Origin of the sequence: Photobacterium obscurum (genome assembly GCF_026191635.1) — a bacterium.
In the GTDB taxonomy this organism is placed as follows: Bacteria; Pseudomonadota; Gammaproteobacteria; order Enterobacterales; family Vibrionaceae; genus Photobacterium; species Photobacterium obscurum.
Genome location: NZ_JAKRRW010000005.1, coordinates 267,933 through 291,550, shown reverse-complemented (window position 1 = coordinate 291,550; position 23,618 = coordinate 267,933). Strand labels below are relative to the sequence as shown.

Below are 23,618 nucleotides of genomic sequence, written 5' to 3'. Positions count from 1 at the left end.
CTCGCTAGCTTATAGCGTATTTAGGAAGCCTTCGATTTTTGCTTTGTGTTCAGCGATGGTTTCCTGGCTTGGTTGTTGAATATGCTTGTGGCTGAAGTATACCAACAGTGCCATTTGGGCCGTTAATCGATTTTCAGCTTCATCAAAAATAACTGAGCGTGGTGATTCCATGACTTCGCGAGTACATTCGCGCTGATCATTTGCTGGCAGGCAGTGCATGAACATGGCGTCTGGCCCTGCTTTGTCCATCATTTCCTGGGTGACGACATATTCGGGGATGAAGGTCGAAAGACGGATTTCTTTTTCGTCTTCTTGGCCGAACCAGTAAAAACTATCTGCGACGATAATGTCACAGCCGGCAACTTCATCAGTATTGTCGGTGATCACCAGTTTTCCGCCTGATGTTTCGCAGTTATCCAACGCGATATCAACCCACTTTTGAGGGGCTTTAAAGCGCTCAGGACAAATATGCTTAAATGTCATGCCAAACTTGGTGCATGCAAACATTAGTGAAGAAGCGACATTGGTTGCATCGCCGACAAAGGCTACTGTTAAATCGCTCAGCGTTTTGCCCTCAGGAAGGTGCTCAAGCATGGTAAACAGGTCGGCCATAATCTGTGTTGGGTGCAGCCAGTCACATAATCCATTGATCACTGGGACACTTGCTTGTTCGGCCAAACCAGCAACTGTACTGTGGTCGTCAACTCGTGCCATGATCACGTCAACCATACGAGATAACACGCGGGCTGTATCTTCCAGCGATTCTTTTGCGCCCAGGTGGATATCTTTTGGTGACAAGAACAGGGCGTGGCCGCCAAGCATGGTCGCCGCTGTTTCAAAAGAGACACGGGTACGAGTTGAAGGCTGTTCAAAAATCATGGCAACAGACTTGCCTTTGAATAACTGCGGTAGGGCATTGTCACGGCGGGCTTGTTTTAACATCGCCATTAGCTCGAGAATATCGTTCAACTCCTTTTTCGAATAGTCTTGAGTTTTTAGGAAATGACGTAGGCCTATTTTATTTAGTTCTGTTGCACTTGACGATGGAAGTTTCATAATATATCCCTTCTGTTTAATATCGTATTAGCATTGTTTCGACTAGCTAAAAGAGTGATGATTTAGAGGTTGTTGCTTCTCTTTATGTTTTTATTATCGTTAGTTGAGCCATATAATTCTTAAACTAGAATCACTAATCGATTGATATTAAATAAGAGGTGAAAACTTCCTGTTATTTGTCACAAATACATGTTGGTATGGGCGTTATTATTCGATATTTGATTCTAATATTATTCTTGGAAAGAACAGAATAAGTTATTCTCTATGGGCAATAAAATAAGCGCCGATGACTATAGTCACCGGCGCTATATTGTCTATCTGTATTGTCCATCAGGTGGTAATAATTTACATCGTTGCTTCGGCTGGAGGTCTGACTAGGTTTTTAGGCAGGTATGTGCCTAAATATGCTTCGGTAAGCGTGATCGCTTCACGTGCCATTTCCGGAGGAATATCCCCATTCTCGCGGTAGTTCATTGAGTAGACTTTATCGGCTACCTGCAGGGCTATGGCGAAAATATTCACATCGTTAGGCAGCTCTGGCAGAACGAAGTATTGGCGATAGATAGCTTCGACATGCTCAGCAAGCAACAGGTCGTTTTGGGCATCTGCATGGCGGATCGAAGCATAGGTATGCTGGCCAAGCAAGATGCGCTGTACTAAAGGATTACTTCGGTAATAATTGACAAATCCTTGTTCAATCATCCGGTTAATGTCACTCCAGTGATGGATCTCTTCCGGCTTGACTGCTTCTTGCAAGACGGTGGTGAAATCAACAAATATCCCTTCCATTAATTCGTAGATCAACGCCTCAATGTTGGGGTAGTGATGATATACCGTCGAGGCAGCGATTGCGGCTTCTTTGGCAACGTCATAGATAGAAATAGAGTTTACATCGCGTTGTGCGACCAGATGGGTTACCGCTTTATGAATTCGATCCAGTCGCTGCTCTGTTGATTCTTTTTTCATGGTCTTCCCTGTTATGGCCTGCCGTGTTCTCGGTATATGGTATCTAGGTCGCTATCATTCATCTATTATGCACGAATATGGGTGCCGGATTGATGTGCCATAATTTCATACGCTTTGTGTAGCGAGCCAATATGTCCTATTCCCAATGTTGCAGCGGCAAAGTCGCAGCAGGCATTGACTTTCGGTGCCATCGACCCGGCCGCAAAGGTATATTGCTTTAGTTCGTTGACGCTGACATCGTATAGCGGTTTTTCGTTCGGTGTGCCCCAGTCAACACAAACGAAATCCCCGTCAGTCAAAATTAAAAAGTGTTGGGCACCAAGCCGTTTGGCCAATACCGCGGCAGACAAGTCTTTGTCTATCACAGCTTCGACGCCTTCATATCCCTGTTGGGTATGAACAACCGGACAGCCACCACCACCACAGCATATTACCGTATGGCCCGCGTCCAATAGTGTGCGGATACTATCAAGTTCAAGAATTTGTTGAGGGTATGGAGAAGGGACGACCCGGCGCCAGAATTCACCGTCTTGTTTGACGGTCCAGCCATATTGCCGAGCCTTGTCAGCCGCGGTTTGCTGGTCATAGATCGGGCCGATAAATTTATCCGGGGCGTCAAATGCAGGATCATTTTCATCGACGGCAATTTGTGTCAGAACGGTACTGAACTTGCCGTCGGGCAACGCTCTCTTCAGCCCTTGGGCCATCATATAACCGATCATGCCCTGGGTCTCTGCACCAAGTACATCGAGTGGATAGGGCGGTGCATCGGTGTAGGCCAGGTTTTGCAATGCCAATAGCCCGACCTGGGGGCCGTTGCCATGCACGATAACTACCCGGTACTCTTCACTCAACTTTGCCAATGCCTGGGTTGCAATCGCGATATTGCTAAATTGGTTTTCATAACTCATTAGCTCGCCACGCTGGAGCAGCGCATTGCCTCCGACAGCCACAACGATGATCGGTTTGTTATTATCCATTGCCTTCTTCCTGTCACATTAATGATCTGAATAACCGTGTTGGTCTGCATCAAAATGTATCTCCTTAGGGAATTTTATGCATTTGATCAGAATCAATTTTATCGTCTAAGAGCCATTGGAGGTGGAGATATGAATTTCAGGTCACGCCTTTTCCATAATTAATCGTCGCCTAGCCGATAAGTGATTCTAATAACGTAAGTTGGTCGCCAGCTCTGATTAGATAATAACCATCAAGCAATAAGTGATGTCATAGAAAAATATTTGATAAGTTGAATCTACACGGAGATATATTATGGACACGCAAGCATCGACGGGAAAAATGGGGGTGACAAGCTTAGCCCTATTTAGCCTATGCGCCGTTATTGTTGTAGATACATTAACGGCTTCGGCTTCTATTGGGGTTAGTGCAATTGGCTGGTGGTTGGTGACATTAGTTGTATTTGTTATTCCCTACGGTTTAATTACCTCTGAGCTGGGAACCACCTACCCTGGTGATGGCGGTATTTATGACTGGGTTAAACAAGCCTTTGGTTATAAATGGGCTGTAAGAACAACGTGGTTTTATTGGATTAATGTCGGGTTATGGATGCCCGCTGTATATATTATGTTTGCCGGGATGTTTGCTGAACTATTTTTCCCTGACTTATCTTTATTCTGGCAAATTGTAATTTGTATTGTACTGACCTGGCTAACAATTTGGATCTGTAATGTTTCTGTCGATGTCGGCGTCTGGGTGACCAATATTGGTGCCGTCTTGAAAGTGACAGTGATTTCAGTGTTGGGTTTTGGTGGCTTTATCTATGCGGCGAAGCATGGTGTTGCTAATGAATTTAGTCTTTCGGCCATGATGCCAAGCCTCGATACGGGGGTGGCTTTTTTGCCAGCGTTGGTATTCAACCTGATGGGGTTTGAACTTGTCGCGACCATGACCAAAGAAATGAAAGATGTGCGTGATATGCCGAAGTCCATTTTTCTTGCGGCTGTTATCACTGCCTTCCTCTATGTCTTTGGGACGGTCGGTATATTGATGGCACTTCCCGTCCAGGATATTGGTCTTGTGGCCGGTATTATCGATACGTTGCGCAAGTTATTTGGTACAGGGGCCTTTGGTCAGTTCATGGTGTACGCTATCGGTATCATGGCATTGCTAACTTTCATCGGCAATATGGTGACATGGACCATGGGAGCCAGTCGAGCAGCGGCAGAGGCAGCCAATGAAGGTGAACTACCTGAAATGGTAGCTAAGATGTCCGAAAAATATGATACCCCAGTCGGTGCCAATAATATCACAGGAATACTGTCAACTATCGTCATTCTCGCTTACGCCATTTTTGCCCAAAGCAGTGATGAGTTGTTTTGGTCGGTATTTGCATTCTCCAGCTGTATTTTCCTTCTGCCTTATCTGTTTATGTTCCCGTCATATTTGAAACTACGTGTGAGTGACAGTAAGCGCGAACGTCCATTCCGTGTGCCTGGTGGCATGGGGGTGCAATGGTTGCTGAGCATCGTGTGTTTCCTCACGATTGCACAGGCTGTTGTGCTGTTCATTTTCCCAGATTTGCTTACGTTCACGGTGGATTGGACTTACAGCGGGCCGGTCTTTATCGGTGTGGCACTGACCATAGCCCTGGGTGAGTATTTATTGAAGCTGGCGGTAGAGAAAAAGTCCAAAACAGAAAAAGAAGCTAAATATCAAGAGCATACTGCATAGTTTGATGATGATTGACACTAACAGATTTGATGTAAATAAAAGATAGAAGGAAAGCATCATGACAAAACAACTTACCACGACGCCTAAGCAAGATGGATTCAGAATGCCTGCGGAGCATGAGCCTCAATCTGGGGTATGGATGGCATGGCCAGAGCGTACCGACAACTGGCGCTATGGCGGGAAGCCCGCGCAGGCGACCTTTGTTGAAGTGGCTAAAGCAATTGCCCAAACAACGCCGGTGACGATGGTTGTCAGTGCGAGTCAGTTTGAGAATGCTCGTTCAATGTTACCGAGTGATATTCAATTGCTGGAGATGAGTACCGATGATTCCTGGATGCGAGATATCGGCCCTTCCTATGTGGTAAATGATAAGGGGGAGCGTCGCGGGGTCGACTGGCACTTTAATGCGTGGGGCGGGTTGGTGGATGGCCTATATTTCCCCTGGGACAAAGATGATGCGGTTGCACGGAAGGTGTGTGAAACATTGGGAGATAACAGCTACCGTGCGCCAATCGTGCTGGAGGGGGGCTCAATTCATGTTGATGGCGACGGTACGCTGTACACTACTGAGGAGTGCTTGCTCCATCCTAGCCGAAATCCGGATTTAGATCGTGCGCAGATCGAAGAGGTTTTGAAAGCTTACCTATCGGTTGAGAAAGTTATCTGGATCCCCCAAGGTTTATACAATGATGAAACTAACGGACATGTTGATAATTTGATCCACGTGGTACGCCCGGGTGAAGTTGTACTGACATGGTGTGAAGACGATACGGATCCTCAGTACAATATTTCTCGAATGGCAATGGATGCTTTGTTAACGCAAAAGGATGCCAAAGGTCGTCAGATCAAGGTACATAAATTACCGATGCCGGGGCCATTATTTATCTCCGAAGATGAAGCGAGCGGTGTGGATGCGTCGGACGGTATGGAGCGTGTGCCGGGTGAACGCTTGGCGGGATCTTATGCCAATTACTTGATTTCGAATGAACACATCATCTATCCGTTGCTTGATGAAACTCGTGATGGTGAAGTGGCCAGCTTGCTCTCTGAGCTGTACCCTGGTTATCAGATCACTGGAGTTGATGCGCGCGAAATCCTATTGGGTGGTGGTAATATTCATTGTATCACCCAGCAAATCCCTCAGATTTAGCCGTTGTTTTATTATATCTGTTGCCCTATTAGCCCAAATGCTGACAGGGCGACCTTGAACGATTACATGCTTTCAGGATTGGATGAAGATCTGCTGTATGTAGCAATTGAACAAAACAGTGCTAGCGGGATGAACGATCTCCCGCTTGAACTGATTGATATGGTTTGCGCCCTCAGTTGGAGCACTGCTTGTGGCTAAATCGAATACCAAGATGAAATAGTATGGTGTTACTCATTGGTATCAATAAGATTCATAGTCATTAGCTCGGTGCTGCTTGGGCCGGTAAAAAAGATTATACCCGCTAAAACTACCATGAGCACATATTTCCCGCCTATGATGAACATTCCTAATGTATTTATTACAGAGTCTAACATGGTGACCTCACTTATCATTAAACATAAATGCTGTAACGGTTATTAGTTGTTGATATAAGTTAAAACACTCTTCTTCGCTTTCAATTTAAATAATTGTTGGCATCCACGAATTGATTATGATCATTTTTCCGTTCAGAAATAATTAAGGTAACTAGCGAGTTTTAATAATTAAAGGCTAGTTCAACAATTTACAAAACATTACAACAAAATGATATGGAAACAGTATTGATACTAATTAGTTTGATTTTACATTTTCTTTCAATGTGAAATGTAATACAACAAAGTGAAATTTTCATAGTAAAATGCAAGCTTATTAGTTTGGTGGCTATATTAGCAGTATTTTTGCGAGCATATTTTTGTTCGTTATAAATTCTCCACAAAAGCAAAAGAATGCATTTACTTTTGACTGTTGGATTGTTTTTAGAATCGGTTTTTATCTGTTGCTTGACTGTTAAATGAAAGGTTGAGTGATGTCACATTTGGTGGCGGATAAATGCTATCAAACTCGGTTTAATTGTTGGTTTTTGCTTTTAATGCTCGGTTTTTTCGAGTTTTTATCTCTAATAATATTCAGTTTTATTCATTGTTTATTACATTCTTGATTTATAAAATACCGATAAGAGGAGCTGATTTTGATTTAAATCAAAGAATCAAACTGAACCTCAAATGAAGTGAACGGTATTCATATACAACTATCAAATCGTTGCGCTAATTTATATCCGCATTAATTAACCATTAATAAATTAACTCCTTGTGAACTGTGTTAAACCAGTTGCAAGGTTTTAATGTGCCAAAATAATTACTTCATGGAGAGCACTGTATGCTAAAAAAGTGGTTTACCGAGACAGTGGATAACACAATATCTACATTGGATACCAGTTCTTCTGGTTTGAATGATAATGAAGTTAAGAATCGTCAAGAAAAGTATGGTCCCAATGAGTTAGAAGAGAAACGTGGAAAGTCTGCTTTAGAGTTATTCATTCACCAATTTAAAAATCCTTTGATTTTTATTCTTGGTGTTGGCGCAATTGTTTCATTTTTTACCGGACACTTAGTTGATGGTATTGCGATTACTGTCATTATTTTTATTAATGCCATTATTGCCTTTTGGCAGGAATTCAAGGCCCAGAAGGGGATGGAAGCCCTGAAGGAAATGGCAGCCCCAACTGCCCATGTGCTTAGGAGTGGTGAAATTCATGAAGTCGCAGCCAGGGATCTGGTTCCGGGGGACATTTTAAAAATTGATACCGGTGATATTCTGGCAGCCGATGTCAGGATCATCGAGTCGAATCGGCTGTCAATTGATGAGGCTGCTCTAACCGGCGAATCCGAACCTGTCGACAAGTCAACAGCAGCCCTGGATGGTGACAACATTGGCCTTGGCGATCAGGTTAACATGGGGTTCATGACGACAATTGTGACATCAGGTACTGGCTATGGGGTCGTCGTAGCAACCGGTATGCAGACTGAAGTTGGCCATATTGCCGATATGATGTCGAATACCGAAGAAACCAAAACACCAATGCAGGTCCGTATGGATACCATTGCCAAAACATTGATGGTGGCAGCGCTTGGTGTGGTTTCCGTCGTTTGCGCTATCGGTATCTATCATGGCATGCCATGGTTGGAAATTCTTAATACCGGGATCTCACTATCCGTTGCTGCTATCCCTGAAGGATTACCTACGGTCGTATCTATTGTGCTGACCATGGGCTCGACCAAGATGGTTAAAAGTAATGCGCTGGCTAAGCAGCTCTCTGCTATCGAAACGCTAGGCTCAACCACCGTTATCTGTTCGGACAAAACCGGTACGCTGACCCAAAACCAGATGCAGGTGATGAAGGCCTATGATAGTGCCGGACGCTACTGGCAGGTAACAGGCAAGGGTTTTGATCCGAAGGGCGAGTTCAAGCCGATTAAGCACGGCACTGCTGCAACAGATAGTCCGGAAATGATGGACGGACTGGTCGTCGCGACATTATGCAATGATGCTGAGTTCCGCCAGGATGGTGATAACTATTCCGTCCGTGGCAATCCGACCGAGGGCGCATTGATTGTCGCCGCCGCAAAAGCGGGTCTGAACCAGGCGAATATGCTGTCATCGGGAGAATATTCCATTGTCGAGAAATTCCCGTTTGACTCTGGTCGCAAGATGGCCTCAGTGATTATTAAGCACCAGTCTGGCAGACATTTTCTGGCGTTAAAAGGGGCCCCGGATGTTGTTCTGCGAAATGCGACAGGCTTTATGGTTAACGGCGAGGTGATTGAGCATCGCTGTCCATCGGTGCACGGCAACTTGGCTCTGGCTGCCAACCCGGCCGAAGAGTATGTGGCTGGCTATCAAGCCGCTATCGAGACATTTGCCCAAGAGGCATTGCGTACCCTGGCTGTTGGTATCCGTGAGCTCAGCGAAGAGGATCTTGAGCGGGATCATCACGAGCTGGAGCAGGATGTCACGATCTTGGGGTTATATGGCATTATGGATCCGCCGCGACCTGAGGTGAAAGAGGCGGTTAACAGCTGCTACGAAGCCGGGGTGCGTACCGTTATGATCACCGGTGACCATGCTCTGACAGCCGCTGCGATTGCTCGAGAGATAGGCATTATACGCAGCGAGAAAGATAAGGTGGTGACAGGGGCAGAGCTCGACAGGATGGATGATGAAGAACTGCGCCGAATTTGTCCTGAGGTTGCCGTTTTTGCAAGGGTTTCACCTGAGCATAAGCTGCGTATTGTACAGGCACAGCAGTACAATAACGAAGTACCTGCTATGACCGGGGACGGCGTGAATGATGCACCTGCTCTACGTCGCGCAGATATCGGAGTTGCAATGGGGATCACCGGAACCTCGGTAGCGAAAGATTCCGGCGATTTGATCTTGCTTGACGATAATTTCAGTACCATTGTGAAAGCGGTACGCCAGGGACGCCAGATTTTCGACAACCTGCGTAAGTTTATCCGTCAGGCGTTGACGGCCAATGTCGGAGAGGTTTCGGTTATCCTAATTGCATTTCTGATGATGGGGCCGGAAGCAATCTTGCCGCTGACGCCGCTGATGATTCTTTGGATTAACTTGGTGTCAGATGGGTTACCCGCCTTGGCGTTGGGTGTTGAGCCGGAAGAAAAAGATCTAATGGAGCGCAAACCGCGTAAGCGAAACGAAGGTTTCTTTGGTGACTTCCTCGGTGCAAAGATCGTGGTTAGAGGTCTTGCATTAGGAACAATGAGCTACTTTGCTTTTAACTGGGCACTGGATGCCGGTTACAGTGCAAACTACGCGCAGACGGTGGCTTTCTCGATGCTGATCTTTGCCCAGCTATGGCACTTGTTCGACTCTCGCTCGTTTACGACGCTATACCGGAAAAATCCATTTACCAATAAGTACCTATTGGGCGCAGTTGCAGTATCGGCAACTTTGTCACTAGGGGTTATCTATACCAGTATCGGGCAGATGATCTTTAATACAGAAGCATTGTCCATCGGGCATCTTGGCGGAATAATCATAATGGCCTCTATTCCAACCTTGCTGTTATCGGGGCTCAAGGAAGTGACAAAGCTAAAGTTTGTTTAATACCTTTATTCAAACGAATTATCAGGTACCTCATACCTAGATAATAAATATAATCCGAGTATTTGTTAATTGTAAAAAACACTGCTGTCACACCAGTAGCAGCAGTGTTAATTCCGCTTGTGCCTAATTGATGTCAATTGGAATGAATATTAGGAGTGTAAAGATAAGCAACTAATTATAACTACTGATTTTTTGAGATTTTAATGATGAAGAAAGTTATTATTTATTCGGCTTTATTGTTATTGGGATTAGTTTTGTCTCAGTTGTTACCTGTTATTTTTTATGGTTATCAACTGATGAAACCATTTATATTGTTACTTACTATGTCGGCATTATCCTATATCATGATTAATGTCGGGCGTGAATTTGAAATTGATAAAAATAACCTGAGCCAGTATCGCTGGGACTATGTTGTGGCCATGACGACGGCGACATTTCCATGGCTCGCAGTGGTACTGTATTTTATCTTTGTTTTGCTGCCACCAGAGCTCTGGTCAAATGTCGATGCGTGGACAGAAATGTTAATCATCGGACGCTTTGCGGCACCCACTTCTGCCGGGGTCTTGTTTGCCATGCTTGCCGCTGCGGGTCTTGGCGCTACCTGGATGTTTGGTAAGGCCCGGATCCTGGCTATTTTTGATGACCTAGATACTGTGCTGCTGATGATCCCGCTCTCAGTACTGGTTGTCGGATGGAATCCGATGCTGGGCCTGACGTTGGTGATGATGTTTGGCCTGCTGGTCGTCGGCTATAAATATTTACATCAATGGAATATACCGTCTTCAGCAATGGTTATCATTGGTTATTCGCTATTTATTGCGACTGTCTGCGAGCTGTTCTATTTCAAGACCGGCGTCCATTTTGAGGTATTGCTGCCTGCGTTTGTTCTGGGTTGTATGATGAAATCACAGCATGAAACGGCGCAGGATCAGAAAATTTCATCTCTCGTAGCCTGTATTTTCATGGTGTTGGTCGGACTTAGTCTGCCGCAGCTATTTGGCGGTGTAGAGTCGGTTGAAAGCACAAGTATTACTATGACGATGCCATCAATGAGCCTGGGGGAGATAGTCTTCCACGTACTTGCTATTTCGGTGATTTCTAATCTTGGAAAAATGTTTCCACTATTTTGCTACCGCCAGCAGGCAACATTAAAAGAGCGTCTGGCACTCTCTATTAGCATGTGGCCTCGCGGAGAAGTCGGTGCCGGTGTGCTTATGATCAGTATTGGTTACGGCTATGGCGGACCTATTGTTACGATCAGCATGCTTTCGCTGGCTTTGAATTTGATATTAACCGGTTTATTTATTGTCGCTGTCAGATATTTAATTATAGGGAAAGAAAAAGGAGATAATTATGAAAAATCGCGAGCTTAAACTTCTTGGTATTGTTATCACCATTTTTTTACTTACTTTAGTCGTTGGGCGAACAGCTTAATTAATACCCATATAATTAAAATATTATCCTAGGGGTTTCCATCCGCGACCTTTTGCCGACTACGTCTCCAGATTAACCGTAGTCGGCTTTTTTATTTATTAAATCTCGACCCGCTATTAATTCAGAACGATATAAAAGAAGTTTAATCGCCTTCAAGCGTAAAACCTACTTTCACCGTTACTTGCCAGTGATCGACTTTGCCATTTTCGATATTGCCGCGAATATCGCAGACCTCGAACCACCGCATGTTATGAATACTGTTGTTTGCTTTGTGTAGTGCCGAATTGACCGCCTCTTCGACCCCGACAGGGGAAGAGCCTACCAGCTCTATCAGTTTGTACGTATGGTCAGACATAGCTTACCTTCCGAAATATTTATCTACGATGAGCTTTATTGAGTACAAGTAAAAACGTAGTGGTGAAGTGGGAATGGGTCAACTCTACGGGGATGAATAGTCGGCCTATCTCAAAATGCGGGAGGTTGAGATCTCCCGCGTGCAAGTACAAGGAGCTGGTACTCTAGCTGACGAGTTTCAAAAATTCTGCCTCGGTGAAATAATCTTTCGGTTTCGCTCGGTCGAGAAACACTATACCGTTGAGGTGATCCAGCTCGTGCTGGAAGATGCGAGCAATGAAACCCTCCATCTGGCAGTGAATGTCACTGCCGTTGAGGGTGGTGTAGTGCACCTCAATATGTTTTGGACGTTCAACTCTGGCGCGCATGCCGGGAATACTCAGGCATCCCTCCCAGTCCACCTCTGTTTCTTGGCTGGACCAGATTAGCTCAGGGTTGAGTATCAAGGTTGGTTCCATCTGCGGTGCATTGGGGTAGCGCGGATTGGGACTGGAAGCGACGATAAAGGATCGTATAGACTTGCTGACCTGCGGAGCAGCAATTCCGATCCCGTTGTATTCCAGCATCGTTTTCTCGAGTTCGACAAAAAACGGAGCGTAATCTCTCAACTGGCTCGGGGTAAGTGCTAACGCTTGTTGGCGCAAGATGGGGTTGCCGAGTTGGGCGATTTCAAGCGGGGCCATGGCTGACTTCCTGAGGCTGATTCGATTACTGTAAGCGTACGCCGAAAATTGTCAGTTAGGAACATTCTCGAGGGAGTTCTGGTCCTCCTGGCGCAATTTGGCGTCGGCGTTGAGTGTGATGAGTCGTAATAAAAAGGCCAAGCAAGATGCTTGGCCTCGTAAGTGAGGATAGTGGTAAAGGCGTTATTTGTCGCTTGCTTTGCTGGCCTGTTCGGCTTTGAGCTTGTTGCATTCGGTTACCGGCATGGCGGTAGTACCGAGCATTTCACCGTTTTGCATACAGACGATGTGGGGCACGGTTACCGTGCTGCCGCCACCGAATTCGGCATAGGTAAATCCTGAAAAAACAAAGCAAAGCAGTAATAGGGCTTTTTTCATGTTTCCTCCGTGGTTCTTAGATGAAGAGAGAGGCCTGCCTTTGCTGCACCTTAACAACCATGAATCTTGATGGCTGGCCGTTTTATAGACTGAATCCAATTAATTTCGAAATCGGGTTCTCATTACTGTTTTGAATAGCATATGCCAACCTGGCTTAAGGCCGGCTGAATGTGCGAAGGTATAACATGCCTTTGAGCGGCATGGAGGTGAGGTCGGGCGAGTAGTATGGCCTCATATTGAAGCCATACTATTTGTCTAATTTTCAGCAGTCGTTATTAAATTTGAAAGGCCGAATTTTAAGAGGCGTTATCGTAGTCTGCACTAGCGAGCAGTTTTTCTACCGTATCTTCGAAGCTGAGTCCTGCTTCTTTGGCGGCCATCGGAAAAACGCTGCGCGTGGTCATCCCGGGTACGGTATTCATCTCGATAAGGAACACCTCTCCTGAAGGGGATAGAATGGTATCTACCCGTCCCCATCCCCGACAGCCTAGAGCTTGGTAGGCTTTGAGAGCGATGGCCTGCATGTGCTGCTCTTCTTCCGGAGTCAAATCCGACGGGCAATGGTAGGTGGCAGACTGGCTGCCGAATTTGGCGTCATAATCGAAGAATTGCTCAGAGCGGATTTGTACCACGGGAAGCGGTTCGTCATTTAAAATCGCGCAGGTATATTCGCGACCGGTAATAAACGATTCTACGAGAATATCATCGTCATATTCAAAGGCTCCCAGCAAGGAGTCAAATAGCTGATCGGCAGTGTCGGCCTTTGAGACACCAATGCTGCAACCTTGGTTGAGCGGTTTGACGACCACTGGGTATTTAAGGTCAGAGAGTGATGTTTTTATCTCCGGGGTTGGAGTGTGTTTATTGACGGTGATCCAGTCGGCACTTGTCAGCGCGTTGCTTTTCCAGATTTCTTTGGTTTTAAGCTTGTTCAGCGAGTTAGCCGAGGCCAGCAATCCGCTTCCTGTGTATGGAATCTTGAGCAAATCCAGTAGGGCCTGAATATGACCGCTTTCCCCCATTCCGCCGTGCAGGGCGATAAACACCTTGTCTAGGTTAAAGAAGCCCTGGAGAGTAATGTCGATATGGCGGGGATCTATTTTGACGGCTTCGTGCCCCAGAGATTCGATAGCGTCTGCAATGCAATTGCCTGATTTTAAAGAAACCATTCTTTCACTGGAGTCACCGCCAGTTAAAACACCTACTCTCATAATCCTTCCTGATGTTTTTAGCTAAAAAAACATGCTCTTTCAGTATTTATTAAACCGACAGCATAATACGGTATGGAATATGTTTGAAGAGTATTTTGTCAATAAAGCCAACAAATGCCGATTTATTAGACATTTTATGCTTGATATCAAGGTTACTATCATTGCATGAAGCGTGGCTTAAAGCTGAGAGCTGGTGCAGGCAACGGAGGTATCGTTGCAGCTAGAGTATGGCGAATTTAGCCCCGCCAGGCTATGTCGGTATGCTGTAACAAATCTTTGTTATGGTTTAAGCCTGCCGTTTATGCCTCGCATTTTTATGTGTGGTGATATCGACGGTTGGTTTGATTCTTGGCAAAAATAAGAAGGGAAAAAATGGACGTTCAGTTATTATCATCCGATCGGGAGCTTGAGGTTGTTGCCCCGGTTCTGCTTCAGCTTCGGCCTCAATTTCAGTTCGATAGCCTGATCACCCAAGTGAAAAAGCAGCAGAAAAACGGTTATCAGATTGTTTATGTTACAGATGATGATGCCGTCGTTTGCGTGGTTGGTTTCGTAACCGGGCATAAATTAGCCTGGGGTAAGTATATCTATATTGATGACTTGGTGACGGACGAGAACCACCGCTCGACGGGGGCGGGGAAGCTGCTCATCGATTGGTTCAAGGACTATGCCTTATATAACAATTTTGACCAGCTACACCTTGATTCCGGCGTGCAGCGGTTCGGCGCACACAAGTTTTATCTAAAAGAGGACTTCATTATTGCCAGCCATCATTTTTCTTGCTCATTTTAAATGATTTAGGTGACTGATAGCATCTTTGAACTGCTCGTTAAGTTCTTCGTGGCGAATGATTTGTTTTTCTGAATCAAAATTATCATAAAAGCTGGGGATTGCCAGGCTAGCTTTGACGATCCCGTCAAAGTAAGGAGCTGACTGCACGGCGGCTGCCAATACGCTGGCACCACCCATGGAGCCGGGTGATGTGGCTAATAGTACCATCGGCTTGTTGTGAAACACTTTCGGTTCGATACGCGAGCACCAGTCAAAGATGTTCTTATAGCCAACGGCATAGGAGCCGTTGTGCTCGGCAAAAGAAATAATAATACCGTTACTGTCGGCAATTTTGGCTAAAAAATCTTTGGCTACCTGCGGGTGGCCTAGCTCCTCTTCTTTGTCCTGGCTGTATAACGGCAGCTCATAATCGTTTAGATCAAGTATCTCCACCTCAACTTTATCCAATAAATGACTAGCGTAATTGACCAGTTGTTTATTGATCGATTTTTTGCTGGTGCTCGCCGCGAACGCAATAATTTTCATTGTTATTATCTCCAGACATTGACTAAATGCTTATAGGGTTGGGTTATGCATCTTGTGACAATTCAGCATCATAGAGTGTAGCAGCTGAGCTGGGATAAACAGGTTAATACTCACTGTAGCTCGTCATCGTTCGGGATGATTGTGACCGAGATACCGAGGGTGTAGCCATTCGGTATCCTTGATCATGCTTCCGTAAAGTGCTTGAGCGATAAAGATAAATAGTATGGGGAATGCCGGTGATCATTTTTTGAGTGGGTGACTGAAATGTGGGCTATAGTTTTTAGGAACTTGGATTTATTAGGTGACTAAATGCATAATAAGTTAGATAACCTGCAGTATTCGCCGCAGAGCCCGATCCGGTGTCAGGCTTGTGGTGATTATTACAACTATCTTTTTTTGCAATCGGCCACTGTTGCTTTTTGTTCCAACATCAATACGTCTAAATTAGATGAACTGATCGATACACTGTCCTTTCCTGCCGACGGAGAGTCACTTTTTTATTTCGGCTGTCGGCAAGATGGTTGAAGTCAGTGCTCATCCTCATCCATCGCTAAGGCATTTTATCCTCTAGCTATTTTCACGTGGAAGGCTGATGTGCTGTTTCAGTTTCGGCTGTTCTTCTAGCAGGTGATGAAAATCCTCTCCTTGCAGCTCCAACAACTCGCAGTAGCTGGTGGTCGTAACATCGGCAGTACGCGGCGCGCGATTGAGCAATGCCAGCTCGCCAAAGAAGTCGCCTCTGCCGAGTGGGATCGGGGGATGGTTGCTTATCGTTACCTCGACGGAGCCGGCGGCAATAAAATACATAGAGTCACCGGCTTCGCCTCTGGAGATCACCTGTTCACCCGGTGCTACCATTTTCGGTTTAAGTAATTTGGTAATATTAGTGATATCGCTGCTGTCCAGCGTGGCAAAAAAAGGCACTTTGGCGACCAGTGCCCTGGTATCAAGGCGCTGACCGGCAATATGGGTGATGCGTTCCTGTAGGTAGGGGTGGGCCGAGGTAATACGCTGAAAATCATCGAGTTGCAGCACAAGTAGCTGGCAATAGCTAATGGCGGTGACATCTGCACTGCGAGGCTCTTGGGTGAGTAATGCCAGCTCGCCGAAGAAATCGCCGCTGCCTAGGCGAATGGGCTGGTGGTCTGAAGCAACTTCGGTGGCACCACTGGAGATAAAGAACATTGAGTCACCTGGCTCTCCTTGGGTGAGGATCCGTTCGCCTGGAACAACAAGTCGAGGTGTCAGCATCGAGGCAATCTCGCGAATACGATGGGGTCCCAGATCGGAGAAAAACGGGACCTTGGCAACCAATTTGGTTGGTTCCAACCCGAGATCCAGCCGCGGCTGGCGATCCATAATACGGTTGCGTTTTTCCAGCTCCCGCCCCAGATCGTTAAATACTTCCTGGCTGATAATATTCTCATCGAGCATCCGATGGTAACTGGCTTCCTCCAGACGCAGGGCGACACGAACGAGGTGGCGTTTTTGCAATGTTTCGGCGTACTCAGGGTATTGCAGTCTGAGTGCATCCAGAGCCTGCTGGGTCGCCTGAAGGCGGGTGGTGAGCAAAGGTTTTAGTTTCTTCGCCAGATTTTCGCCGAATAAAGGGGGGATTTTATCGCTGTTGTAGTCGATCAGTGCCGTGACCACTGTTTCGTGAACACTCAGCACTTCGAAGCGGTTGGCTAACTGGACAGCCAGCGGGCGGGTCAGTTTCAGCTGCCGTTGTAGCCACAGGGCGGCTCGGAATAGCGGCCCGAATTTGAGTGCCGTGGTATAGGTGTCCCGATAGCCATGTATCTTGCCTATTTTCAACCCGTCCTGCAGGTCATCGGTATGGAAGAGCAGCGAACGCGTTATTTTGGCGGAGTCTAGCCCGTCAGAGAAACGTTCGAGATAGAGATGGCGCTCGTGGTTGGTCAAGGTACTCAACCCGACGCTGAGTGTGACGGGATCAGGTAGTTGCTCGCCGGGAGCCATTGAGTGCTCCACCCGGTTTAAACGCTGTTCGTAAATGTCCGCCACTCCAGTGGCGATAGTGGGCTTGATGTTATCCTCTCGGGCGGCATGAGCAAGCCCCTCGCGTATGTGCTTGATTGAGAGCGCCATGACCCGGTTGCGGATCATCCGCTCCGTGGGAGGGAGTCGATCCAGCCCAAAAAATCGCATCATCGTACCCATGGTCGGGGCATTGACGAACAGTGTGAACAGGACGAATCCGGTGACCAACGAGGCGACAAATGCTTTGATTTCCGGATCAATTCCCGGTGTTTCTAAGATAACTAACGCCAGTGCCAGCGAGACGGCGCCCCGTAACCCTCCCCATAGCATTACGGTGCGAAAGGCGATGCTGATCTTTTGCCCCAACCCGAATCGATTGAGTAGCGGTAAAACAAGGTACAGTACTGCGGTGCGGGCTGTAAATGCCGCAATGGTCAGGGCGATCAGCGATAGGAACTGGGCTGAGGTAAATTCGACCAGTACTTTGGGTACCAGCAGACCAACCAAGAAAAAGATCAGGGAGTTAGCCCAAAAGACAAGTTCTTCCCATGTTTCGGTCAGGGTGTGCCAGGTATGGGGAGAGATCTGGGTACGTCCGAATGAGTTAATCACCAAGCCTGCGGTAACGACGGCCATTACGCCGGATACATGCAGGTAGTGCTCAGCGAGCAGGAAACTTAGGTAAGCGAGACAGATAGTCAGCGTGATTTCGACCAGCGGCAGATTGCGCAGCCGCCCAATTAGAGACGATACCAGCCATGAGGAAATCAGACCGACCAGGATCCCGCCAAAGAACACTTCGAGAAATTTTCCGGTTGCCGATAGCACGCTTGCTTCAGTACCGCCTACCAGTATTGCCACCAGAATTGTAAACAGTACGATTGCCGTGGCGTCGTTAAACAGGCTCTCGCCTTCGACCAGTATGGTCAGTCGCTTGGGAGCCCCGAGGTTTTTGAAAATGGCGACGATAGCAACCGGATCTGTCGCTGATACGATGGCACCGAGCAGCAGGCAGGTGATCAGGCCCATGCCGGAAATGCTCCACACGAACGTTCCGACTAGCAAAGTAGAGATCAGCAGCCCGAGTACAGCCAATAGCAAGATTGGGCCAATATCGGCCATCAGGTGCCGGGCATTGATATTTAGTGCCGATTCAAAAATTAAGGCAGGCAGAAACACAAAAAAAACCACTTCCGAGGTAATGTCCAGTGCCTTGAGTGCGGTCAGGAAGTCCCCCACAATTCCTGGTGGCTGGGTACCACTGGTCAGCAGCACAATCCCCCCGAGCAGGCTTCCGGCAACAGCCAGTAATACGGTATAGGGAAAATTGATCCGGTTGGCTATCGGCAGCAACAGGCTGGCAATAGTTAGCAGGCCTACTAGCCCCAGCACCAGGAGAAAGGTTTCATGCATGCAATAGCCTCCAATAATAAATGAACTGTTTGGTGCTGTCGGTTAACTGCGAATTTTACGGAATCGGGCAATATTTAGATTAGCTCAAAGCCTGCACCCTGATAGCAGAGAACTGAGATGTAATTGATTCAGGGTAAGTATCTGGGCGTCTATACTGATTCTGAGTGGTACTTTATGTTCTCAGGGGGATTTAATGGGGCTGCTGCAAAAGAGTCTGAAGGCCCGAATGACAGCCTATTTTTTGTTGGTTTCCGTGCTGGTTGTCGTGATGCTGGCGGCGGTGACCTATTTTCTTGCTGCCGAAACACAAAAAGAGATGGCAATTGCGCAGTTTGATGTCACTGCTGACCATAAAGAATTTGAAATTAATCGTTATATTTCTGAACAGATCACAGTGGTAAAAAAAATTGCCGAACTTGATGAGCTGCGAAGTGCAGCAGACCTGTTGCTGGGCGAAGCGGAGGGAACGGAGGCCTACTATAAAGCCTATTTCGAGCTGGTTGAAGTGTTGTACCTGTCCACTTTTCTCGATAGCCAAGCGGCTCCCGTTTCCGATTTGACCGAGGTGTTCATGCTGACCAAGGTGGGGGGGCGGGTTTTTTTCTCGACGCAACCGTCAAACGAGGGCGAGTACCGGCACAGTGCCCGGTACTTCACCCAAGGGCTGAAGGGCACTTTTTTACAGGAGGTGTATCCGACGCCTAAAACCGGTGCGCCCACCTTAACCGTATCAACGCCGCTACGGAGCCCGAGTGGTGAGCTGCTTGGTATCCTGGCGGCCGATATTCGCTTGTCGGTACTGGTTGAGATCGTCAGCAGAAAAACGGGATTAGGGGAAAGCGGTGAGGCCTATCTCATTGATGCCCACAACCGTTTTATCTCTGCAGAACGTTTCGGTGATGCCTCCTTTCCGCGTGGTGCTCATAGTCAGGGCATTGAGGCTGCGCTGAAGGGCGAAAGTGGCGAGGGGCTTTATGATAACTATGCCAATGTCCCCGTGATTGGAAGCTATCGCTGGCTTCCTAGCTTGGGCCTGGCGCTGATTTCCGAAGTGAAGGCGTCTGTTGCTCTGGCACCGGCCAATCGTTTTGGGGTCATGATATTGGTAATAGGCCTGTTGGCAGTTGGTCTGCTTAGCATCGGTATTTATCTGATCGCGGTTCGGATCTGTCGCCCCATTTTGGCAGTGACAGATACCACGCTGAAAATCAGTGCCGGGGATCTGAACCAGACCGCGCCAGTTCTGACCCAGGATGAAACCGGGCTTCTGGCACAAAATTTTAACTGCATGATCGATCAGCTGAAAAGTACCCTCGAAGATCTGGCTGAGGAGCAGGAACGATCTGAACATTTGCTGCTGAACGTGCTGCCAGCACCGATTGCCGAGCGTCTCAAGCATGGTGAGGATACGATCGCCGACAGCTTTGCCGAGGTCACGATTTTGTTTGCAGATATCGTCAATTTCACTCCGATGTCGGCAAAGTTGTCTGCAGCTGAAGTGGTAGGGCTGCTCAACGAGATATTCTGTGCCTTTGATCTGCTGAGCGAGCGGCGGGGGCTGGAAAAGATCAAAACTATCGGTGATGCCTATATGGTGGGGGCCGGGATCCCGATCCCAAGAGATGATCATGCCGAGGTTATTGCGGAGATGGCACTCGATATGTTGGAGGTAATAAAGGGATTTAACCGCAGGCATGATACCGATCTGAGTATGCGGATCGGGATCAATAGTGGCCCTGTGGTGGCGGGTGTCATTGGTACGAAAAAGTTTGTCTATGATATCTGGGGAGATGCGGTTAATACCGCCTCACGGATGGAATCACAGGGGCTGAAAGGCGGGATCCAGATTACCGAAGCGACCCATAAGCACCTCAGGGACAAATATGTGTTTGCGGATCGTGGGATGGTTGTGATCAAGGGAAAAGGGCAAATGCACACCTATATCCTGACTGGACGTAAGGAAAAAGCGCTCAATTAAGAAGGATTGGCATATGAAGTTACTGACTGCATTGTTCATTATTGCAGGTTTGCTGCTGAGCGGCTGCAATGATCGGCCATCTGATGAAAAAGAGCTAAGAATTGGTCTGATAGCGCCGGTCAGTGGACAGATCCCGGAGGTGGGGCGAGCCAGTGTCGAAGCTGCCAAGATGGCGGTGCAGGAGGCCAATGAGCGAGGGGGGTTGATCATAGACAATGAGTGGTACCGGGTAGTCCTATCGATCGAAGACAACCAGGATAGTGCCGAGCACTCAATCAGTGCCGCACTGAGGTTGATTAATCAGCACAACGTCAGTGCCATTGTCGGTCCCCAGGCCAGTCGTAATGCAATCCCTGCGGCAAGGTATGCCGAACATGCCGAAATTCCTCTGCTCAGCCCTTGGTCGACGAACTCGGAAACTACCCGGCATAAAAACTGGGTTTTTCGTATCGCCTATGTTGATACGTTCCAGGGACAGTTGATGGCGAGGCACGCTTACGAAAAGCTTGGATATAAAACGGCTGCGGTGCTGTACGATGTTTCCAGTGAATATAATCGTAACCTGGCAGAGGTGTTCAGGACCGCGTTTAAGGGGCTGGGAGGTAGGATCGTCGCTTTTGAGCTCTATACCCGTGATGCGCCGGATGTGACCGAGCAGTTACGCCGGATCCAGGCTGCTGCGCCGGAGGTACTGTTTCTACCCAACTATTACAACGAGGTGCCAGAGCAGGCCCGTCTCGCAAGACAACTCGGGATCAATGCTCAACTGCTTGGTAGTGACTCCTGGACCCAAATTCCTGCGGCAGAGCGCGATGCACTTGAGGGGGCTTTTTTCAGTACTCATTATGCGGTTGATAAAGGCGATGGAGAGGCGTTGAATTTCCGAGCTCGATACCGCCAGGCATATCAAAGGGATCCGAATGATGTAGCAGCGCTGACTTATGATGCGTTTGGGATGCTGTTTGAAGCTACGCAGCGTTCAGGTGGTGTCGAGCCAAAGAGGATTCGAGATGCACTGAAACAACTGGATGTATACGAGGGGCTCACCGGGAAAATTGATTTTCACGATTCCGGAGACCCGATTAAGAGCGCCGTGCTGATGGAGGTAAAAAATGGCGACTTTGTGTTTAGCATGTGGGTCGAGCCGTGAGCCTGATTGATTGAGTTTGCTCAGGATATTTCTAATTAAAACACTTCAGTAAACTTAGCCTCGCAATATTGGCGCATTGGCAAGGCAGAGGGCCTAATATTTACTTGAGGTGCTAATAAATGAAAGAATCGAACTGTAAGATTACGATGGCAAAGTACTCCATTGGTGATTTAGTTCATCACAAGTTATTTGATTATCGAGGAGTCATCGTCGATATAGATCCGTATTTTCAATTGACTGACCAATGGTACGAAACGGTTGCCCGTAGTCGCCCCCCGAAAAATGAGCCTTGGTATCATGTGTTAGTTCATCAAGCGACACACGCCACCTATGTAGCAGAACAAAACCTAGAGCCCGATTCGAGTGACAAGGAAATTATTCATCCATTGATCGACACGTTTTTTACCGACTTAAAAGATGGACGGTATATTAATTCTGAAAAAGTTAACTGAGGTAATGCCGCCTAACAGGTAAGTATCTTCATAGATCACAAGCGGAACATGATGCTGTGGAATGACTAAAGAGAATACTATTTCTCGGTAGTATTCTCTTTATATTAAGTGCCTATTAGTAGTGCTGGAACATCTTCTGCACTTCTTTGTAGTCTTGTGTTTGTGTTAAAGACAGCATCAACAATATACGGGCTTTTTGTGGATTCAATGTGCCTGATGCCACGAAACCAAATTTAGCATCATCCACTTCTGCATCTAGCGTTGTCGATCCTGTTGGCGTACGTGAACTACGTACTACCATCACGCCATCTTTGCTGGCTTTTACTAGTTCATCAAAAATAGTGTGATACATGTTACCGTTACCCACCCCGGCACTCACAATACCGTCATACTTAGCATCGATAAATGCTTTTACGGGCAGATCAGACGCATTTGCGTAGTTATACACGATACCGACTTTCGGTAATTCTTTTAACTTGGATACGTCAAATACCGTGTCTGTTGTATGTTTACGCTCAGGGCTACGTTGATAGGTTACATCACCATTATGTATGTAACCTAACGTACCAAAATTTGGAGATTGGAAGGTATTCACTGCCGTGGTGTTCATTTTGGTCACATCACGGGCATCAAACACGGTGTCGTTCATCGCTACCAATACACCATGACCTTTTGAATCTTTATCAGCAGCTGTCACAACCGCGTTATATAAATTCATCGGGCCGTCGGCACTCATCGCTGTGGACGGACGCATCGCTCCCACGAGCACAACAGGCTTATCACTCTTAACGGTTAGATCTAGGAAGTAAGCGGTTTCTCCCATAGTATCCGTACCGTGCGTGATGACTACACCGTCTACGTCATCTTGAGCAAGCAATGCATTAACACGCTTGGCCAAGGTTAGCCAAACGTCATCGTTCATGTCTTGTGAGCCGATTTTAACGACTTGCTCTCCGCTGATATCCGCTATTTTTGTCATATCAGGCACTGCCGCAATTAATTCATCAACTCCGACCTTGCCAGAAGTATAGTTTGATTCCGTTGCAGATTGTCCTGCACCTGCAATGGTGCCTCCAGTGGCGAGAATTTTAATATTAGGAAGATCTGCTGACGCCATGGAAAATGAACTAAAGCATAAACCGGCAACAACCATGCCTAAACGTATTGGATTATTTTTCATTATTACACCTACTAAGATGATTCATCTGAATTCATGTGATTGATTCAGATTTTATTCCAACGTGCTAATACTTTTGAGGTAGGGATCACTTTAATGAATATTTAAAAAGTGATCTGTATAACAAGGTGGACATGTGCGCTCAATTAATTAACGAACAACAAGTCAAAAGAAAGCTAGGTACTCACCGCTCATTTACTGCTTTAACAAATACGACTGCTAATCGCGAACTTCAAAGACAATCAATACCAATGTTTTA

Annotated in this window: 19 protein-coding genes; 9 read left to right on the top strand and 10 right to left on the bottom strand. The window is 46.9% G+C overall.

The window, feature by feature from the left end; translation table 11 throughout:
* Positions 1-9: 9 nt before the first annotated feature.
* From ptcA to arcC, 3 genes are all read right to left on the bottom strand, one after another.
* Complete coding sequence (gene ptcA, locus MD588_RS09330) at positions 10-1,056, bottom strand: putrescine carbamoyltransferase (RefSeq protein ID WP_265696853.1); 1,047 nt, start codon at positions 1,054-1,056, stop codon at positions 10-12.
* Between the two features lie 345 nt (positions 1,057-1,401).
* The gene (locus MD588_RS09325; RefSeq protein ID WP_265696852.1) at positions 1,402-2,022 is read right to left on the bottom strand and encodes a TetR/AcrR family transcriptional regulator; all 621 of its coding nucleotides are present in this window, start codon (positions 2,020-2,022) and stop codon (positions 1,402-1,404) included.
* Positions 2,023-2,087: 65 nt separating this feature from the next.
* On the bottom strand, positions 2,088-3,002 hold the full coding sequence (arcC, locus tag MD588_RS09320) for a carbamate kinase (RefSeq protein WP_265696851.1): 915 nt from the start codon (positions 3,000-3,002) through the stop codon (positions 2,088-2,090).
* 292 nt (positions 3,003-3,294) lie between these two features.
* Here arcC and MD588_RS09315 point away from each other — a divergent pair, with 292 nt between their 5' ends.
* The 4 genes from MD588_RS09315 to MD588_RS09300 all read left to right on the top strand — a co-directional run bounded on the left by MD588_RS09315 (position 3,295) and on the right by MD588_RS09300 (position 11,181).
* Positions 3,295-4,713: an APC family permease gene (locus MD588_RS09315; protein WP_265696850.1), complete on the top strand. Its 1,419-nt coding sequence runs from the start codon at positions 3,295-3,297 to the stop codon at positions 4,711-4,713.
* A 58-nt stretch (positions 4,714-4,771) separates the two neighbouring features.
* Positions 4,772-5,863 (top strand): agmatine deiminase, encoded by a 1,092-nt coding sequence (aguA, locus tag MD588_RS09310; RefSeq protein ID WP_265696848.1) that lies wholly within the window; start codon positions 4,772-4,774, stop codon positions 5,861-5,863.
* Positions 5,864-7,057: 1,194 nt separating this feature from the next.
* Positions 7,058-9,808 carry a cation-translocating P-type ATPase gene (locus MD588_RS09305; RefSeq protein WP_265696847.1) on the top strand — a complete coding sequence of 917 codons (2,751 nt, stop codon included), beginning with the start codon at positions 7,058-7,060 and terminating at the stop codon, positions 9,806-9,808.
* A gap of 296 nt (positions 9,809-10,104) precedes the next feature.
* A complete protein-coding gene (locus MD588_RS09300) occupies positions 10,105-11,181 on the top strand; it encodes a sodium:proton antiporter (RefSeq protein WP_265696846.1) in 1,077 nt (358 codons plus the stop codon).
* Positions 11,182-11,384: 203 nt separating this feature from the next.
* Here the strand turns inward: MD588_RS09300 and MD588_RS09295 are convergent, their stop codons facing one another.
* The 4 genes from MD588_RS09295 to MD588_RS09280 all read right to left on the bottom strand — a co-directional run bounded on the left by MD588_RS09295 (position 11,385) and on the right by MD588_RS09280 (position 13,868).
* The gene (locus MD588_RS09295; protein WP_265696845.1) at positions 11,385-11,597 is read right to left on the bottom strand and encodes a dodecin; all 213 of its coding nucleotides are present in this window, start codon (positions 11,595-11,597) and stop codon (positions 11,385-11,387) included.
* A 163-nt stretch (positions 11,598-11,760) separates the two neighbouring features.
* Complete coding sequence (def, locus tag MD588_RS09290) at positions 11,761-12,279, bottom strand: peptide deformylase (protein WP_265696844.1); 519 nt, start codon at positions 12,277-12,279, stop codon at positions 11,761-11,763.
* Between the two features lie 183 nt (positions 12,280-12,462).
* On the bottom strand, positions 12,463-12,657 hold the full coding sequence (locus MD588_RS09285) for a hypothetical protein (protein WP_265696843.1): 195 nt from the start codon (positions 12,655-12,657) through the stop codon (positions 12,463-12,465).
* A 296-nt stretch (positions 12,658-12,953) separates the two neighbouring features.
* Positions 12,954-13,868 (bottom strand): D-alanine--D-alanine ligase, encoded by a 915-nt coding sequence (locus tag MD588_RS09280; protein ID WP_265696842.1) that lies wholly within the window; start codon positions 13,866-13,868, stop codon positions 12,954-12,956.
* 372 nt (positions 13,869-14,240) lie between these two features.
* Between MD588_RS09280 and MD588_RS09275 the strand changes: the two genes are divergently transcribed.
* On the top strand, positions 14,241-14,660 hold the full coding sequence (locus tag MD588_RS09275) for a GNAT family N-acetyltransferase (protein ID WP_265696841.1): 420 nt from the start codon (positions 14,241-14,243) through the stop codon (positions 14,658-14,660).
* Here the strand turns inward: MD588_RS09275 and MD588_RS09270 are convergent.
* Entirely contained in the window at positions 14,652-15,185 is a 534-nt protein-coding gene (locus MD588_RS09270; RefSeq protein WP_265696840.1) for an NADPH-dependent FMN reductase, read from the bottom strand. The two genes, MD588_RS09275 and MD588_RS09270, sit on opposite strands and share 9 nt — an antisense overlap.
* 309 nt (positions 15,186-15,494) lie before the next feature.
* Between MD588_RS09270 and MD588_RS09265 the strand changes: the two genes are divergently transcribed.
* Entirely contained in the window at positions 15,495-15,710 is a 216-nt protein-coding gene (locus MD588_RS09265; RefSeq protein ID WP_265696838.1) for a hypothetical protein, read from the top strand.
* Positions 15,711-15,752: 42 nt separating this feature from the next.
* On the opposite strand, the gene MD588_RS09260 is transcribed toward MD588_RS09265, so the two are convergent.
* The gene (locus tag MD588_RS09260; protein WP_265696836.1) at positions 15,753-18,602 is read right to left on the bottom strand and encodes a cation:proton antiporter; all 2,850 of its coding nucleotides are present in this window, start codon (positions 18,600-18,602) and stop codon (positions 15,753-15,755) included.
* A 193-nt stretch (positions 18,603-18,795) separates the two neighbouring features.
* On the opposite strand from MD588_RS09260, the gene MD588_RS09255 reads away from it, so the two are divergent.
* The 3 genes from MD588_RS09255 to hspQ all read left to right on the top strand — a co-directional run bounded on the left by MD588_RS09255 (position 18,796) and on the right by hspQ (position 22,182).
* Entirely contained in the window at positions 18,796-20,580 is a 1,785-nt protein-coding gene (locus tag MD588_RS09255; RefSeq protein ID WP_265696834.1) for an adenylate/guanylate cyclase domain-containing protein, read from the top strand.
* Positions 20,581-20,593: 13 nt separating this feature from the next.
* Positions 20,594-21,730: an ABC transporter substrate-binding protein gene (locus MD588_RS09250; protein WP_265696833.1), complete on the top strand. Its 1,137-nt coding sequence runs from the start codon at positions 20,594-20,596 to the stop codon at positions 21,728-21,730.
* Between the two features lie 119 nt (positions 21,731-21,849).
* Complete coding sequence (gene hspQ / locus MD588_RS09245) at positions 21,850-22,182, top strand: heat shock protein HspQ (RefSeq protein ID WP_265696831.1); 333 nt, start codon at positions 21,850-21,852, stop codon at positions 22,180-22,182.
* A 115-nt stretch (positions 22,183-22,297) separates the two neighbouring features.
* Here the strand turns inward: hspQ and ansB are convergent, their stop codons facing one another.
* On the bottom strand, positions 22,298-23,362 hold the full coding sequence (gene ansB, locus MD588_RS09240) for an L-asparaginase 2 (protein ID WP_265696830.1): 1,065 nt from the start codon (positions 23,360-23,362) through the stop codon (positions 22,298-22,300).
* Positions 23,363-23,618 lie beyond the last annotated feature (256 nt).